15 protein-coding genes and 2 pseudogenes are annotated in these 14,624 nt (G+C 60.1%); 10 read left to right on the forward strand and 7 right to left on the reverse strand.

Annotated elements, in window-relative coordinates; translation table 11 throughout:
- Window positions 1-440: 440 nt before the first annotated feature.
- Window positions 441-1,949: a malate dehydrogenase (quinone) gene (gene mqo / locus AC3IT6_RS24450; RefSeq protein WP_489353358.1), complete on the forward strand. Its 1,509-nt coding sequence runs from the start codon at window positions 441-443 to the stop codon at window positions 1,947-1,949.
- Between the two features lie 83 nt (window positions 1,950-2,032).
- On the opposite strand, the gene AC3IT6_RS24455 is transcribed toward mqo, so the two are convergent.
- The 4 genes from AC3IT6_RS24455 to AC3IT6_RS24470 all read right to left on the reverse strand — a co-directional run bounded on the left by AC3IT6_RS24455 (window position 2,033) and on the right by AC3IT6_RS24470 (window position 4,088).
- Window positions 2,033-2,320 (reverse strand): PA4642 family protein, encoded by a 288-nt coding sequence (locus AC3IT6_RS24455; protein ID WP_223454751.1) that lies wholly within the window; start codon window positions 2,318-2,320, stop codon window positions 2,033-2,035.
- Window positions 2,321-2,383: 63 nt separating this feature from the next.
- A complete protein-coding gene (locus AC3IT6_RS24460) occupies window positions 2,384-2,869 on the reverse strand; it encodes a hypothetical protein (protein ID WP_489353360.1) in 486 nt (161 codons plus the stop codon).
- 184 nt (window positions 2,870-3,053) lie between these two features.
- Window positions 3,054-3,527: a WbuC family cupin fold metalloprotein gene (locus AC3IT6_RS24465; protein WP_007981336.1), complete on the reverse strand. Its 474-nt coding sequence runs from the start codon at window positions 3,525-3,527 to the stop codon at window positions 3,054-3,056.
- 3 nt (window positions 3,528-3,530) lie between these two features.
- On the reverse strand, window positions 3,531-4,088 hold the full coding sequence (locus AC3IT6_RS24470; RefSeq protein ID WP_489353362.1) for a hypoxanthine-guanine phosphoribosyltransferase: 558 nt from the start codon (window positions 4,086-4,088) through the stop codon (window positions 3,531-3,533).
- Between the two features lie 176 nt (window positions 4,089-4,264).
- Between AC3IT6_RS24470 and upp the strand changes: the two genes are divergently transcribed.
- The gene (upp, locus tag AC3IT6_RS24475; RefSeq protein WP_108214877.1) at window positions 4,265-4,903 is read left to right on the forward strand and encodes a uracil phosphoribosyltransferase; all 639 of its coding nucleotides are present in this window, start codon (window positions 4,265-4,267) and stop codon (window positions 4,901-4,903) included.
- Window positions 4,904-4,905: 2 nt separating this feature from the next.
- Window positions 4,906-6,180, forward strand: coding sequence for a uracil-xanthine permease family protein (locus AC3IT6_RS24480; protein ID WP_057713328.1), 1,275 nt, complete (start codon window positions 4,906-4,908; stop codon window positions 6,178-6,180).
- 120 nt (window positions 6,181-6,300) lie between these two features.
- On the opposite strand, the gene hemH is transcribed toward AC3IT6_RS24480, so the two are convergent.
- A complete protein-coding gene (gene hemH / locus AC3IT6_RS24485) occupies window positions 6,301-7,323 on the reverse strand; it encodes a ferrochelatase (RefSeq protein ID WP_489353364.1) in 1,023 nt (340 codons plus the stop codon).
- A 13-nt stretch (window positions 7,324-7,336) separates the two neighbouring features.
- Window positions 7,337-8,239 (reverse strand): TIGR01777 family oxidoreductase, encoded by a 903-nt coding sequence (locus tag AC3IT6_RS24490; protein WP_489353366.1) that lies wholly within the window; start codon window positions 8,237-8,239, stop codon window positions 7,337-7,339.
- A gap of 196 nt (window positions 8,240-8,435) precedes the next feature.
- On the opposite strand from AC3IT6_RS24490, the gene AC3IT6_RS24495 reads away from it, so the two are divergent.
- The 7 genes and pseudogenes from AC3IT6_RS24495 (at window position 8,436) to AC3IT6_RS24525 (ending at window position 13,852) form a co-directional block, all read left to right on the forward strand.
- On the forward strand, window positions 8,436-9,422 hold the full coding sequence (locus tag AC3IT6_RS24495; protein WP_057713325.1) for an NAD(P)/FAD-dependent oxidoreductase: 987 nt from the start codon (window positions 8,436-8,438) through the stop codon (window positions 9,420-9,422).
- A 197-nt stretch (window positions 9,423-9,619) separates the two neighbouring features.
- A pseudogene (locus tag AC3IT6_RS24500) lies at window positions 9,620-10,162 on the forward strand (YbgA family protein); the annotation flags it as partial.
- Window positions 10,162-11,103 (forward strand): MerR family transcriptional regulator, encoded by a 942-nt coding sequence (locus tag AC3IT6_RS24505; protein WP_489353369.1) that lies wholly within the window; start codon window positions 10,162-10,164, stop codon window positions 11,101-11,103. The pseudogene AC3IT6_RS24500 and the gene AC3IT6_RS24505, both read left to right, overlap by 1 nt.
- Before the next feature lie 21 nt (window positions 11,104-11,124).
- Window positions 11,125-12,567 carry a deoxyribodipyrimidine photo-lyase gene (phrB, locus tag AC3IT6_RS24510; protein ID WP_489353371.1) on the forward strand — a complete coding sequence of 481 codons (1,443 nt, stop codon included), beginning with the start codon at window positions 11,125-11,127 and terminating at the stop codon, window positions 12,565-12,567.
- A gap of 2 nt (window positions 12,568-12,569) precedes the next feature.
- Window positions 12,570-12,668: pseudogene (locus AC3IT6_RS24515) on the forward strand (nuclear transport factor 2 family protein); the annotation flags it as partial.
- Window positions 12,665-13,447 (forward strand): SDR family NAD(P)-dependent oxidoreductase, encoded by a 783-nt coding sequence (locus AC3IT6_RS24520; RefSeq protein ID WP_489353373.1) that lies wholly within the window; start codon window positions 12,665-12,667, stop codon window positions 13,445-13,447. The pseudogene AC3IT6_RS24515 and the gene AC3IT6_RS24520, both read left to right, overlap by 4 nt.
- Before the next feature lie 99 nt (window positions 13,448-13,546).
- Window positions 13,547-13,852 carry a YkgJ family cysteine cluster protein gene (locus AC3IT6_RS24525; RefSeq protein ID WP_110658460.1) on the forward strand — a complete coding sequence of 102 codons (306 nt, stop codon included), beginning with the start codon at window positions 13,547-13,549 and terminating at the stop codon, window positions 13,850-13,852.
- 131 nt (window positions 13,853-13,983) lie between these two features.
- Here AC3IT6_RS24525 and AC3IT6_RS24530 read toward each other — a convergent pair whose 3' ends face one another.
- Entirely contained in the window at window positions 13,984-14,502 is a 519-nt protein-coding gene (locus AC3IT6_RS24530; protein ID WP_489353376.1) for an acyloxyacyl hydrolase, read from the reverse strand.
- Window positions 14,503-14,624: the final 122 nt, after the last annotated feature.

Below are 14,624 nucleotides of genomic sequence, written 5' to 3' on the forward strand. Positions count from 1 at the left end.
CGGGCACGGTGCCAGGCTGGGACAGCCCTTTTTGAGGTTCACGTCTTCAAAAGAGCGTGAAAAAAACGGGTTTTCACAACTTCACAAGAGTGTGGCGAGCAAATGAATAGTTTTGCGTCTGAACATGCACCATTAGCGTCTACAACAGCCCAACGACACAGGACCGAGTATTCCTCGAACACCGGAGCCTGAAGCCTGTCCGCTACGGATTTGGTTGCACAAACGGATGTATCGACCATAAGTCGAATTGCCTCCCGCGCGCTGAAATGAGTTCATATGGCTCATAGGCCCGGCAGGTAGCGTCCGTCGAAGTTGCGATAAATTGCGAAGATTCGGACATGGCGATCCTGCCATGGGTACCTGGGGTAACACTGACACGCCCCGTCACTCCTGGCAGCCATGCCGACAATTTGGTGCTGCAGATTTTGGAGACGCGTTAAATGGCGCATAACGAAGCAGTCGACGTAGTACTGGTTGGGGCCGGCATCATGAGTGCCACCCTTGCAGTACTGCTCAAAGAGCTCGACCCCGCGATCAAGCTGGAAGTCGTCGAGCTGATGGATTCCGGTGCCGCGGAGAGTTCCAACCCGTGGAACAACGCCGGTACCGGTCACGCCGGGCTGTGTGAGCTCAACTACACGCCGCAGGCCGCCGATGGCGCCGTCGACATCAAGAAAGCCGTGCACATCAACACCCAGTTCGAGGTGTCGAAGCAGTTCTGGTCGTACCTGACCAAGAAAGGCACGTTCGGCTCGTGCAAATCGTTTATCAGCCCGGTGCCACACCTGAGTTTCGTGCAGGGCGACAGCGGCGTGTCCTTCCTCAAGGAACGCTTCAAGGTACTGAGCAAGCACCACGCCTTTTCGGACATGGAATACACCGAAGACAAGGCCAAAATGGCCGAGTGGATGCCGCTGATGATGCCTGGCCGCGATCCTGGCGAAACCCTCGCCGCGACCCGCGTTATCAATGGCACCGACGTCAACTTCGGTGCCCTGACCAACCAGTTGCTCAAGCACCTGACCAGCGCACCCGATGCCCAGGTCAAGTACTGCAAGCGCGTGACCGGCCTCAAGCGCAGCAACGGCGGCTGGACTGTCAGCATCAAGGACGTCAACAGCGGCAACACCCGTGAAGTAGACGCCAAATTCGTCTTCCTCGGCGCGGGCGGTGCGGCACTGCCGCTGCTGCAGGCTTCGGGCATCGAAGAGAGCAAAGGCTTCGGCGGCTTCCCGATCAGCGGCCAGTGGCTGCGTTGCGATAACCCGGAAGTGGTCAAGCACCACCAGGCCAAGGTCTACAGCCAGGCTGCAGTAGGTTCGCCGCCAATGTCCGTGCCGCACCTGGACACCCGCGTGGTCGAAGGCAAGAAGTCGCTGCTGTTCGGACCTTATGCCGGCTTCACCACCAAGTTCCTCAAGCACGGCTCCTTCATGGACCTGCCGTTGTCGGTTCGCGCCGGCAACATCGGCCCGATGCTGTCCGTGGCAAAAAACAACATGGACCTGACCAAGTACCTGGTCAGCGAAGTGATGCAGTCGATGGAGCAGCGCCTGGAATCCCTGCGTCGCTTCTACCCTGAGGCGAAAGCTGAAGACTGGCGCCTGGAAGTGGCCGGCCAACGGGTGCAGATCATCAAGAAAGACCCGAAGAAAGGCGGCGTCCTGCAATTCGGTACCGAACTGGTCGCGGCCAAGGACGGTTCCCTGGCGGCACTGCTCGGCGCTTCGCCAGGTGCCTCGGTGACCGTTTCGATCATGCTTGAGCTGATCGAAAAATGCTTCCCGGGCAAAACCAAGGGCGAATGGGCCACCAAACTGGCGGAAATTTTCCCGGCCCGGGAAAAGGTCCTGGAAACCGACGCTGCGCTGTATCGCAAGATCAACACGCAGAACAACGTTGCCCTGGAACTGGTTGAAGCCAGCAGCGAGACCGAAAGCTACGCTTGATTCGGCTCCATGAAAAACGCCCCGTTCTCATCGAGAGCGGGGCGTTTTTTTATGGCCGGCGAAACCATATTTGTGGCGAGGGATCAGCCGCGAGCCTTTTCGATCAGCTCGATGTAATCCGCCGCATTGCGCTGATCCTTGATCAGGGCAATGAAGTTATTGCCGTGCTCATCCTTGCCATTCACGTCGTAACCCGCTTCGACGAAGAACGTCAGAAAGCGCGCGAAATCGTCGATGCGCAGGCCACGGTAGGCCTTGACCAGTTTGTGCAGGGACGGAGAAGTCGCGTCGACCGGTTCGAAATCGAGGAACAACTTGATCTGCTCATCGCCGATCTCGTCACCAATCACTTGTTTTTTATCTTTACGCATTGCCGACTCCAGCTCGCAGACATTACACGGGGCGGGCAGTTTACCCCTGCGCGGGCTCAAGGCTCAACGCGGACGAGTGCTGCCGGTGTGCAGATCGGCCCAGACATGACCATTGGCGTAACTGAGAAACTGGCAATACACCGTGTCGTTGCGCAACAAGTCGACCACCACCCGGTATTGCGCCAGCGGGTAATAGAGGGTCAGGGTTTTGCTCGGCTCGTCGTAAACCGGCTTTTTCAGGCTTTTGCTTTCACCATCGAAGTTGACCAGCACCTGAGTGATGGTGGCGCCCTTGTTCAGGGATTTGCCCTTGAGCCGAATCAGCAGCGGCGAAGTGACCGGAATCGGCTGTTGATTGGATTGACGCTGAGCGCCGACCACCACCGAGTACTCGGTAACCTGCAGCAACTGTTGCTGTTCGGGATCGCTGTCACGCAGGGTCAGGTCATCGGGCGGCAGGAACTGCGCATGCATGGGCGCCGGCGCGGCGGCCAATGGCAGGCTAAGGGTCAGCAACAGGGCGGCGCAGCTGCGGATAAAAGGGCTCATGGCAGGCTCCGGAATCGGGGCCGAGCACTCTAGCATGGGCGAGTGGACGTGGGTCTGTGAACACGAACCCCTGTGGGAGCGGCGGTGCGACGATTCGACTTGCTCGCGAAGAGGGAGTGCCAGTCAACATCACTGTAACTGATACACCGCTTTCGCGAGCAAGCCCGCTCCCACAGGTTGAAAATCAGTCGAACTGCGCGCGCATCCAGGCCTGATACTCGGCAACACCGGGCTCGCCTTCGCGCGGCGCCCAATGCGCCAGCTCACCCTCACCGACCGGGCGGTAAGGACCGGCCTTGCATTCGAACATCAGGCTGTCGGCTTCCAGCACCACCAATCCGTGGAACACACCGGTTGGCAGGTCCACGCCAACACAATCGCCACCGGCCTGCAGCACGGTCTTGCTCAGCACCGTGCCGGTCTCGTCAAAGATCAACACGCCCAGCCGCCCCTTGAGGACCAACAGGGTTTCGGCCTTGTTGTCGCCCAAATGCCGGTGAGGCGGGATATACGTGGACGGCTGCAACCCCACTGCCATGCGATGGCAAGCGTCTTCCATCTGATGGAAGTTGTGATGCTGGCGCCCACGAGGATTAGCCGCGGCTTTCCCGGCCAGCTCGGCGAACAAGGTCTGATCCAGAAAGCGAGGCGTATCCATGTCTTACATTCCTTTAACGGCGAAAATTCCGTTGGCATTACGCCAGTAGCCCTTGTAGTCCATGCCGTAACCGAATATGTAGCGGTCGATGCACGGCAGACCGACGAAATCGGCCTTGAGGTCCGGACGGGCCTTGCGGTCGTGGTTTTTGTCGATCAGCACCGCAGTATGCACTTTACGTGCGCCAGCGTGTTTGCAGAAGTCGATGATCGCGCCCAGGGTGTGACCTTCGTCGAGGATGTCGTCGATGATCAGCACGTCACGGTCGATGAAGGAAACTTCCGGCTTGGCTTTCCAGAACAGGTCGCCGCCGCTGGTTTCGTTGCGATAACGGGTGGCGTGCAGGTAAGACGCCTCCAGTGGGAAGTGCAGGTAGGTCAGCAGCTTGCCGGAGAAAATCAGCCCGCCGTTCATCACGCAGAACACCACCGGGTTGCTGTCGGCCATTTGTTCGTTGATTTGTGCACCGACGCGGGCGATAGCCGCCTCGACTTCAGCTTCGGTGTACAGGCAGTCAGCCTCTCGCATGATTTGACGGATATGCTCGAGATCAGCGGACATGGCGCTCTCCAAGGGGTTTGAGGGGGAGTGACGGATTCGGAAAAGCGGGCAAAGGTACGCATCCCGCACGGCCAGATCAAGCGTTTGTGGACTAACGTACTGTATGTCTATAGGACAACACTCTCGGATAGATTAATCTAGGCCGGTTTTTTTGCCCGCCGCCGGAGCCTTTCCCCATGCCCATCCATGAGATCCGCCACCCGCTGATCCGTCATAAACTTGGCCTTATGCGCCGCGCAGACATCAGCACGAAGAATTTCCGTGAGCTCGCTCAGGAAGTCGGCGCCCTGCTGACCTATGAAGCCACCAAAGACCTGCCGCTGGAATCCTACGATATCGAAGGTTGGTGCGGCACCGTATCGGTCGAGAAAATCGCCGGCAAGAAAATCACCGTGGTGCCGATCCTGCGTGCCGGCATAGGCATGCTCGAAGGTGTGCTCAGCCTGATCCCGGGCGCCAAGGTCAGCGCCGTGGGCGTGGCCCGCAACGAGGAAACCCTCGAAGCCCATACCTACCTGGAAAAACTGGTCCCGGAAATCGACGAACGCCTGGCCATGATCATCGACCCGATGCTCGCCACCGGCGGCTCGATGGTTGCCACCATCGACCTGCTGAAAAAGGCCGGCTGCAAGGACATCCGCGCCATGGTGCTGGTTGCCGCGCCGGAAGGCATCGCCGCCGTAGAGAAAGCTCACCCGGACGTGATCATCTACACCGCGTCTATTGATCAGAAACTGAACGAACACGGTTACATCATCCCAGGGCTGGGCGATGCCGGTGACAAGATCTTCGGCACCAAGCAGAAGGACGCGTGACCATGCAGCAAGAGTTCAACGATCCGCTCTGGCGCACGGTGCTGTCGGGTGCACAGATGCTGTTCGTGGCCTTCGGCGCCCTGGTGTTGATGCCGCTGATTACCGGTCTCGACCCGAACGTGGCGCTGTTCACGGCCGGCCTGGGGACGATCCTGTTCCAGATCGTCACCGGGCGTCAGGTGCCGGTGTTCCTGGCATCGAGCTTTGCCTTCATCACCCCGATCATTCTCGCCAAGGGCCAGTTCGGCCTGGCCGCGACCATGGGCGGTGTGATGGCGGCAGGTTTCGTCTACACCTTCCTCGGCCTCGCGGTGAAGATCAAAGGCACCGGCTTCATCGACCGCCTGCTGCCGCCAGTGGTGATCGGGCCGGTGATCATTTCGATTGGCCTGGCCATGGCGCCGATTGCCGCCAACATGGCGATGGGCAAGGCCGGCGACGGCAGCGAATTGATTCATTACCAGACGGCGATGATGATCTCGATGCCCGCGCTGCTGACCACACTGATCGTTGCGGTTTTCGGCAAGGGCATCTTCCGCCTGGTGCCGATCATCTCCGGCGTGCTGGTCGGTTTCGGCATGGCGTTCTACTTCGGCGTGGTCGATACCGCGAAGATTGCGGCGGCACCGTGGTTCGCCATCCCGCACTTCACCGCGCCGGAATTCAACTGGCAGGCGATTCTGTTCATCGTTCCGGTGGCCCTGGCCCCGGCCATCGAACACATCGGCGGCGTGATTGCCGTGGGTAGCGTGACCGGTCGCGATTACCTGAAGAAGCCCGGCCTGCACCGCACCCTGCTCGGCGACGGCATTGCCACCACGGCGGCCGGTCTATTCGGCGGCCCGCCCAACACCACCTACGCCGAAGTGACCGGCGCGGTGATGCTGACCAAGAACTACAACCCGAAAATCATGACCTGGGCGGCGATCTTCGCCATCAGCCTGGCGTTCATCGGCAAGTTCGGCGCACTGCTGCAAAGCATTCCGGTGCCGGTGATGGGCGGGATTCTGTGCCTGTTGTTCGGTTCGATCGCGGCGGTGGGGATGAACACGCTGATCCGCCACAAGATCGATCTGGGCGAGGCGCGTAATCTGGTGATTGTGTCGGTGACCCTGGTGTTCGGGATCGGTGGCGTGCTGATCGGCACCGGCACCGGGCCGGACGATTTCGGCCTCAAGGGCATCGCGCTGTGCGCGGTGGTGGCGATTGGCTTGAACCTGATCCTGCCGGGCAATGACAGCTGGAAGCACAAGAAGGCGAATGAGCCGCTGATCTAAGCAGGCTCGGATTCTTCGCTGACTGAAAGATCCTCTTCGCGAGCAAGCCCGCTCCCACACTTGGAATGCATTCCACCTGTGGGAGCGGGCTTGCTCCGGGCGGCGTTCCGACGAAGCTTTTTAAAGCACCAACGGTGCTCGCTCGCACAACGCACTCAACGCCCGCGCCCAATGCGGATCATCGTTGAGGCACGGCACCAGCACCAACTCCTCGCCCCCCGCCTCGCGGAACTGCTCCTTGCCGCGATCTCCGATCTCCTCCAGGGTCTCGATGCAATCGGCAACGAACGCCGGGCACATCACCAGAACCTTTTTCACCCCGCTTTTGGCCAACTCATCCAGGCGCGCCTCGGTGTAGGGTTCGATCCATTTGGCGCGCCCCAGACGCGACTGGAACGACACCGACCACTTGCCCTCCGGCAACCCCATGCGTTTGGCGACCTCTGCCGCCGTACGCAGGCATTGGCCGCGATAACAGGTGGCGACCACCTCCGGTGGAGCTCCGGCGCAGCAATCACCACCACCCTCGAAGCTGTGACCGGGGTTGAGCTTCTTCAGATGCCGTTCCGGCAATCCATGAAAGCTCATCAGCAAGTGATCGAAATCCTGCTGCAAATGCGGCCGGGTCGTGGCCACCAGCGCATCAAGGTATTCCGGTTGATCGTAGAACGGTTGCAGCACCGACAGTTGCACGTCGAGGTTTTTCTCGCGCACCACGCGTATGGCCTCTTCGATGACCGTAGTCGTGGTGCTGTCGGCGAACTGTGGATACAGCGGCGCCAGGGTGATTCGCTTGTGCCCCCCGGCGGCCATGCGCACCAGCGTAGATTCAATCGACGGCTCGCCGTAACGCATCGCCAGTTCGACCGGGCCGTGTTGCCATTGACGGGTCATGGCTTGTTGCAGGCGACGGCTGAGCACCACCAGCGGCGAGCCCTCGTCCCACCAGATCGAGGCATAAGCATGGGCCGACTGCTCGGGACGCTTGATCAGGATCAGCGACACCAGCAGCCGTCGAACCGGCCATGGCAGGTCGATCACGTACGGGTCCATCAGAAATTGATTGAGGTAACTGCGCACATCCGCCACCGAGGTGGAGGCAGGTGAACCCAGATTGACCAGAAGCAACGCGTGATCGGTCATGCAACGTCCTATTTCAAAGGCGACCGGACAGATCGTCCAGAGCCGCGCGCAAATCCGTGAACTTAAAAGTGAAACCAGCCTGTAACAAACGCACCGGAGTGGCGCGCTGGCCGCCCAGCAAGAGCAAGGACAACTCGCCCAGCCCCACCTTCAATACGAAGGCCGGCATCGGCATGAAGGTCGGGCGATGCAGTACGCCACCCAACGCCGTGGCAAACTCGCGGTTGCGCACCGGTTTGGGCGCGCACGCATTATAGGGACCGCTGGCCTCGTTGCGATGCAGAAGAAAATCAATCAGAGCGATTTGATCGTCGATATGAATCCACGGCATCCACTGCCGGCCGTTGCCGATCGGCCCTCCCAGGCCCAGTTTGAACGGCAGCAACAGCCGCGACAAAAAGCCGCCCTCCGCCGACAGCACCAACCCGGTTCGAATGAGGATGACGCGAATACCCAACGCTTCAGCCCGCTGTGCAGTCTCTTCCCAGGCGATGCACAATTGACTGGCGAAATCTTCGCTGACCGGCCCCGAGTCCTCGGTAAGTTCGCGCTCGCCACCGTCGCCATACCAGCCGACAGCCGAACCGGAAATCATCACTCGTGGTTTCTGCTCGCGGCTTTCAAGCCACGCCAGCAGGGTTTCAGTCAGCGTGATGCGGCTGCTCCACAACAAGGCTTTACGCTTGTGTGTCCAGGGCCGGTCGGCAATCGGCGCTCCGGCCAGATTGACGATCGCATCGACCGGCTCCTGCCCCAGATCCTCCAGCCGGGCAACTCCACGCACTTGGGTACCACATATTTTCGCGACTTTTTCAGGCTGGCGACTCCAGACTGTCAGGCGATGGCCCTGCCCTGACCAGTGCCGGCAGAGCTGACGTCCTATCAAACCAGTACCGCCGGTCAGCAATATGTGCATGACTTCTTCCTCGCGTGGCGTTTTACCTTGTCCATTAGTCTATTTTTATAAGCAGGGATCTTTGGTATCGAGCAGGCTCTATGTTTAACAATAGGCCAAGCTGTCAGAACGAGAACGCTAAAAGTTATACCAAAAAACAATATTGTACAGGTTTGAACCCCGGCGTAGTCTGTACAGAAAGGTAAACGAGGCCCCTATGACTGTACCTATCGCAATCATCGGCACCGGCATTGCCGGACTCTCCGCCGCCCAGGCCCTGACCGACCTCGGGCATGTGGTTCAACTGTTCGATAAAAGCCGCGGCAGCGGCGGGCGCATGTCGAGCAAGCGCAGCGATGCGGGTGCCCTGGACATGGGCGCGCAGTATTTCACGGCCCGCGACCGGCGTTTTGTCAACGAAGTTCAGCGCTGGCAGGCCAAGGGCTGGGTCGCCGAGTGGACGCCGCAGCTGTACACCTACCACGGCGGCCAGCTCAACCTGTCACCGGACGAGCAGACCCGCTGGGTCGGCACGCCGCGCATGAGCGCCATCACCCGCGCACTGCTCGGTGACCTCGAAGTGCATTTCGCCTGCCGGATCACCGAGGTCTATCGCGGTGAAGAACACTGGCACCTGCAGGACGCAGAAGGCTTCACCCACGGACCGTTCAGCCACGTGGTCATCGCCACGCCGGCCCCACAGGCCACGGCACTGCTGGCGTCAGCGCCGAAACTCGCCGGGGCCGCCGCCGGAGTGAAAATGGACCCGACCTGGGCCATCGCCCTGGCCTTCGAAACGCCGCTGGAAACGCCCATGGAAGGCTGCTTCGTACAGGACAGCCCACTCGACTGGCTGGCCCGCAACCGCAGCAAACCCGGACGCGACAACACTCTCGACACTTGGGTGCTGCATGCCACCAGCGCCTGGAGTCGCCAGCACATCGACCTGTCCAAGGAAGCCGTGATCGAGCAGTTGCACGGTGCTTTCGCCGAACTGCTGCACGATTCCATGCCCGCGCCGAGCTTCAGCCTCGCCCACCGCTGGCTCTACGCCCGCCCCGCCAGCAGTCACGAATGGGGCACCCTGGCCGATGCCGACCTGGGGCTGTACGCCTGTGGCGACTGGTGCCTGTCCGGACGCGTCGAAGGAGCCTGGCTCAGTGGTCAGGAAGCCGCCCGCCGCTTGCATGAGCACCTGCAGTAAAGAGCATCGACCCGAGCAAATCGCTGCTGTCGCCATGGACAGCAGCCCGCCACAAAACTTATACACAACATTTGACTTGTACAACTTCGAATCTATGATGAAGTTATCCTGTACAGACTCGACCGTCTGCACAGGTTCAGATTCGAGGTGCTCCGATGCCCCATGCTCCCGCCAAACAGAAAATCGCCATCAACGCCTGCCTGCTGCACCCGGACTTGCCAGTGGAGGAAGGCGGCCGGCTCAACGATCCGGTGCTGCGGGAAAACTTCCTCACCTGCGTGTTCGCCTCCAACGCCTGGCAGCAGCTGTGCCAGGAAGGCCTGACCCGGCGCGGGCTCACGGACTTTCACTCGCGCTACAAATACCTGCTGATGGCCCACAACCCGGTGCAATACAAAACCCTGGGCCACCTGCTGGGCAACATGGGCCATACCGATCCGCAGGAACTGGGGCCCCGCTATTTCAGCGAACTGATGGCGGCGCTGAAAAAATGCGCCACCCGTCGCACACACACCAACGTCCTGCAACACCTCAGTGGCTACCTGAAACAGGCCATCAGCCGTGAAGAAAAGCAGGAAGTGCAACACGTGATCAGCCAGTACCGCCTGGGCATCGTGCCGCTGGTGGTGCCGCTGACGCTGCTCAAACATCACTTCAACCAACACCCCGATCCCTACATCGCACAGCAGGTTTACCTGCAACTGCACCCGGAAAACCTCAGCCTGCGAAACGCCATCTGATGAAAAAAGCACTCGACACCAGCGCCCGCGAAGACCTCGGCGATGACTTTAAAAAGGCGCTGGACGAAGGCTGGCTGCCGATCCGTGAAGTGGCGCGGCAAACCGGGGTCAATGCCGTGACCTTGCGCGCCTGGGAGCGGCGCTACGGCCTGATCGTGCCGCAACGCACACCCAAGGGGCATCGGCTGTTCACGGCCGACCATGTACAACGCATCCAGACCATCCTCACCTGGCTCAACCGTGGCGTTGCCGTCAGCCAGGTCAAGCCATTGCTCGACGCGCCGCAAGCCTTCAGCGAGTTCGCCGACAACGATTGGCACGCCTTGCTGCAAACGTTGCTGCAGGCGGTCAGCCGATTGCAGGAACGCGCCCTGGATGACAGCGTCAATCAGGCGATGGCGCTGTATCCGCCGCGGACCCTGTGCGAGCACTTGCTGATGCCCTTGCTGGCCGCTCTGGAGCAACGCTGGCAAGGCCAGTTCGGGGCGCAGATGGAGCGGGGCTTTTTCTGTGCCTGGCTGCGCAGCAAATTCGGCGCACGCATCTACCATAACAATCGTCAGTTGCGCACCGCGCCGCTGCTGCTGGTCAACCACTCGGACCTGCCCGTGGAACCGCACCTGTGGCTCACGGCCTGGCTGATCAGCAGCGCGGACTGCCCGGTGGAGGTCTTCGACTGGCCGCTGCCTGTCGGCGAACTGGCATTGGCGGTCGAACTGCTGCAACCTCGAGGGGTTCTGCTGTACTCAAGCAAAGCCCTGAATCTGATGCAACTGCGGAAACTATTGAAAGGAATCAGTTGCCCAAAAATGATTGCCGGACCAACGGTATGCATCCACCACACCGAGTTGTCCGTAAGTACTATCGAGATCGCTGATTTGTACCTGGCCGAAAATCCGTTGTCGGCACATCAGGCACTGGTTCAGCGCGGGCTGATTTAAATGAAACGCGTGGATACCAAAATGCAATTGATCTGGCTGCGCAGCGACTTGCGTCTACATGACAACACCGCTCTCTCGGCCGCCGCGGCTCGCGGCCCCTGCGTGGCGGTGTATCTGCTGAGTCCGGAACAATGGCTGGAACACGACGATGCGCCCTGCAAAGTGGACTTCTGGCTGCGTAACCTGCGCGAGTTGAGCCGTGAACTGGGTCAACTGAACATTCCCTTGCTGGTCCGCCAGGCACCCCGCTGGGATGACGCACCCAGTGTATTGCTGAACCTGTGCCGACAGTGGCAGGTCGACGCGCTGTACCTCAACGACGAGTACGGCATCCACGAGTCCCGTCGCGATGCAACGGTCGCCCGGACGCTACAGGCCGAAGGCATCGAAGTTCACCGCTACCTCGATCAGTTGCTGTTCAAGCCCGGGAGCTTGCTGACCCGCACCGGCACTTACTTTCAGGTCTTCAGCCAGTTCCGCAAAGTCTGCTACGAACGACTGCACCACTCGCTGCCCAGCCTGGTCCGCGCGCCGCACAAACAAGCGCCGCTGAACATTGCCAGCGATGCGATCCCCTTGAGTGTCGACGGCTTCGCAACACCCGCTGATAACCTGCGCAACCTGTGGCCGGCGGGCGAAGCAGAAGCCCGGCATCGCCTCGACCGCTTTAGCGATGCACAGATCGAGCACTATCAAAGCGAACGGGATTTCCCGGCGAAGCCCGGCACCAGTCAGCTCTCGGCCTATCTGGCCGCCGGGGTAATTTCTCCGCGTCAATGCCTGCACGCCGCCTTGAACAGCAATCAAGGTGAATTCGAAAGCGGCAAGACCGGCGCCGTCACCTGGATCAACGAACTGCTGTGGCGCGAGTTCTACAAACACATCCTGGTGGGCTACCCACGGATTTCCCGGCACCGCGCGTTTCGCCCGGAAACCGAAGCGCTGGCCTGGCGCAACGCCCCCGAAGAACTGGCCGCCTGGCAACAGGCGCGTACCGGCTTGCCGATCATCGACGCCGCCATGCGCCAACTGCTGGCAACCGGCTGGATGCACAACCGCCTGCGCATGGTGGTGGCGATGTTCCTGAGCAAAAACCTGTTGATCGACTGGCGCGAAGGCGAACGCTTTTTCATGCGTCACCTGATCGATGGCGACCTGGCGGCGAACAATGGTGGCTGGCAGTGGAGTTCCTCCACCGGCACCGACTCGGCGCCTTACTTCCGGATTTTCAACCCGCTGAGCCAGTCGGAAAAATTCGACCCCGAAGGCGTGTTCATCAAGCAATGGCTGCCGGAACTAGCCAGGCTGAATAAAAAAGACGTGCACAACCCCGCCAATCTCGGCGGCCTTTTCGGTGTTGTGGATTACCCCTCACCGATCGTCGACCTGAGTACTTCCCGTACGCGCGCGTTGACGGCATTCAAAAACCTGCCCTCACGGCAATACGCCGCCGTTGGGTCATGAATTACCGCCACCGGGATTACTTCGATGCCGGGGCTTTGCATTATGAACATTTACCCGTATTGGGCCGGGCAATTGCCTGGCTGAAAAGGAGATTGGGATGAGTCGCACACTCGCACGACGATACTGGCTGACGGGTGCCAGCAGCGGCATCGGTGCCGCCCTGGCCGAAGAAATCCTGAAAACCGGTGCGCACCTGGCCGTCAGTTCGCGCACCGTGGCACCACTGAAAGACTTGTCACTACGTTATCCGGGTCAAGTGCTGGTGGTCGCCGGAGACCTGACCAACAGCCAGACCGTACGCGAGATCGGCGAGCAGATTGCCGAGGACTGGGGCTCGCTGGACACCGTGATACTCAATGCCGGCACCAGCGAGTACGTGGACGCCAAGCAGTTCGATGCGTCGATTGTCGAGCATGTGGTGCGCACCAACCTGCTGGCCAGCAGCTATTGCATCGACGCTGCCCTGCCTTTGCTGCGGGCCGGCATCGCACCGCATATGGTAGCCATGGCCAGTACGGTGACTTACCTGCCGTTGCCCAAGGCAGAAGCGTACGGCGCCTCGAAGGCCGGGCTGCGTTACCTGTTCGAATCCCTGCGCATCGACCTGGCCCCGGAAGGTATAGAACTCACGGTAATCAGCCCCGGGTTTGTCGAAACGCCGCTGACGGCGAAAAACGACTCCCCCATGGCCTTGAGCTGGCCGGTGGAGAAAGCTGCGCACCACATCTTCGAAAAACTCAAGGACCGCCCGCTGGAAATCGCTTTCCCGGCAGCGTTCATGGCCACCCTCTGGCCGCTCTCCAAACGGCCGGACCAAGTGAAACTGGAGATCGGCAAACGCATGGTGCGCAGCCAGCCACCGATCAAGGATCAACCGTGAAAATCGCCATCATCGGCAGCGGTATCTCGGACGTTCCGATGCTTGAGCGTCCGTCAGACCTTTCACACAGCACACGGTGACTGCCTTACACTGCGCGCCATGAAAACCATCCCCCTTACGCAAATCGCGGAACCCGCAGTCACCTGCTCGACCTGCGCGGCCTGCTGCTGCCAGCTCGAAGTCATGCTGATCACCGATACGGGTGTGCCTGAACGGTTCATCGATACCGATGACTGGGGCGGGGAAGTGATGCTGCGCCTGGATGACGGCTGGTGTGCCGCGCTGGATCGCAACACGATGATGTGCACCATCTACGAAAAACGCCCGCTGATCTGCCGGGAATTCGAGATGGGCGCACCGGAGTGCATCGACGAACGCCAGGGGATTTCGACGGCGTATCGCTAGTTTGAAGTTGTCCCAATATCAATGTGGGAGCGGGCTTGCTCGCGAAAGCGTCAGGTCAGTCGATTACAGTCTCGACTGATCCACTGCTTTCGCGAGCAAGCCCGCTCCCACATTTGGTACAGCGTTGCGCCTTACAACGGCATCGTGTAATGCAATGCGTAACTTTCTACACCATCGTTCGGAGTGGTGATCCCGGCGTTGGAATAGTGCGTCGCACGAACCCCGACTTCATGTCCGCCGGTAAAGCGCAAACCGAAACCAAAGCGGTCTTCGAACTGGAAGGCGCTGCCTAGATCGTTGTTTTCGACTTCGGTGCTGGCAAAGGCCGCCACGCCAACCCCAAACTCGATGTAGGGTTTGACGTTCTGGCCGGAAAATTCATAAACAAGCACGGGCGAGAACGACAGGCTGTGGTTACTGGATGTCTTGTCACCTTCCCAATAGGTGTAGGCACCATCCCAATAACCGGTCAGACGACCCACGTCACTCTGCCACCAGCTCTGGTCCCAATCGAATTGCATGCCCAGTCGATAGGTCATGGTCGACTCGCCGGTTTGCCCCACGGCAAACTCCACACCTGCCGCCTGCGCGGTAAACGTGTGCCCCATCAGTGCGGCCGCAATCGCGGCCAAGCAGAATAGTCGCTTCACTAGAAACTTCCTTTTCCGAACGATTTCGTATGGTTTTTTTGTTGCCCAGCCCTGCAAAACTATAGAAGTCAGCGATTTATCAGAAGTTCACCCCGATTTTTCGTCCTCCCCCCGGACAGCCT

The organism is Pseudomonas sp. KH_017 (genome assembly GCF_057840285.1).

Coding starts and splice junctions, on each gene's coding strand:
- AC3IT6_RS24460 (WP_489353360.1), bottom strand. CDS start 2,869: ATGAGCCCTTTTATCCGCAGCTGCGCCGCCCTGTTGCTGACCCTTAGC.
- AC3IT6_RS24495 (WP_057713325.1), top strand. CDS start 8,436: ATGACTGTACCTATCGCAATCATCGGCACCGGCATTGCCGGACTCTCC.
- AC3IT6_RS24505 (WP_489353369.1), top strand. CDS start 10,162: ATGAAAAAAGCACTCGACACCAGCGCCCGCGAAGACCTCGGCGATGAC.
- phrB (WP_489353371.1), top strand. CDS start 11,125: ATGCAATTGATCTGGCTGCGCAGCGACTTGCGTCTACATGACAACACC.
- upp (WP_108214877.1), top strand. CDS start 4,265: ATGCCCATCCATGAGATCCGCCACCCGCTGATCCGTCATAAACTTGGC.
- AC3IT6_RS24480 (WP_057713328.1), top strand. CDS start 4,906: ATGCAGCAAGAGTTCAACGATCCGCTCTGGCGCACGGTGCTGTCGGGT.
- AC3IT6_RS24520 (WP_489353373.1), top strand. CDS start 12,665: ATGAGTCGCACACTCGCACGACGATACTGGCTGACGGGTGCCAGCAGC.
- AC3IT6_RS24465 (WP_007981336.1), bottom strand. CDS start 3,527: ATGGATACGCCTCGCTTTCTGGATCAGACCTTGTTCGCCGAGCTGGCC.
- mqo (WP_489353358.1), top strand. CDS start 441: ATGGCGCATAACGAAGCAGTCGACGTAGTACTGGTTGGGGCCGGCATC.
- AC3IT6_RS24525 (WP_110658460.1), top strand. CDS start 13,547: ATGAAAACCATCCCCCTTACGCAAATCGCGGAACCCGCAGTCACCTGC.
- AC3IT6_RS24455 (WP_223454751.1), bottom strand. CDS start 2,320: ATGCGTAAAGATAAAAAACAAGTGATTGGTGACGAGATCGGCGATGAG.
- AC3IT6_RS24470 (WP_489353362.1), bottom strand. CDS start 4,088: ATGTCCGCTGATCTCGAGCATATCCGTCAAATCATGCGAGAGGCTGAC.
- hemH (WP_489353364.1), bottom strand. CDS start 7,323: ATGACCGATCACGCGTTGCTTCTGGTCAATCTGGGTTCACCTGCCTCC.
- AC3IT6_RS24490 (WP_489353366.1), bottom strand. CDS start 8,239: ATGCACATATTGCTGACCGGCGGTACTGGTTTGATAGGACGTCAGCTC.